Genomic DNA, 689 nt, shown 5'->3' on the forward strand with positions numbered 1-689 from the left:
ACGATGTTCATACGCCCGCCCTCGATACCTACTGTAGGCATCCACTGAGGGATTGCACTGCGAATTTTTTGCAGCATTTTGAAAAAGTAATACGGGCCATCAACCTTATCGATCTCGCCTGTTTTAGAGTGTCCAACCACCATACCAGGGCGGTATACGCGCCAAGGCACCTTGCACTCCTCTCGAACAATTTTCTCAGATTCGTGCTTGGTTTTTAGGTATGGGTTGTTTAGTTTTTGCGCCTCTTCAAACATATCCTCACGGAAAATACCACGATACAAACCTGCAGCGGCGATTGAACTGACGTGGTTGAAGCACCCTGCTTTCATCGCTTTAGCGGCAGCAATAGCGTTGCGTGTACCTTCAATGTTGACGGCTTCTTGCACCTCTGCAGGAGCATATAAATCATAGATAGCGGCGAGGTGATAAAAATTCGTAACGTCACCTTTGAGCTTGTCCATATCTGCTTTGGAAATACCAAGATTCTTTTTAGTGAGCGAGCCATTCACTGCAATAACTTGCTTCGAAGTCGCACCAAGACGCTCTAACAATGCATCATATTTATGCATGCTGGTATCTTGCATTAGCAAGTAAATCTTCTCACCGCGCGCAAGAAGCTTTTCCACTAAAAAACGTCCGATGAAGCCGGTTCCACCGGTTACGAAATAACTCATGATCTAATCCTTAAA

Annotated in this window: 1 protein-coding gene; it reads right to left on the reverse strand. The window is 45.4% G+C overall.

Features of this window, described 5'->3' with window-relative positions:
* Positions 1-674 (reverse strand): SDR family oxidoreductase (locus A3751_RS20115; RefSeq protein WP_156492674.1); only part of this gene is annotated, 674 nt, incomplete at its 3' end.
* Positions 675-689 lie beyond the last annotated feature (15 nt).

It is taken from the genome of Oleiphilus sp. HI0080, assembly GCF_001635135.1.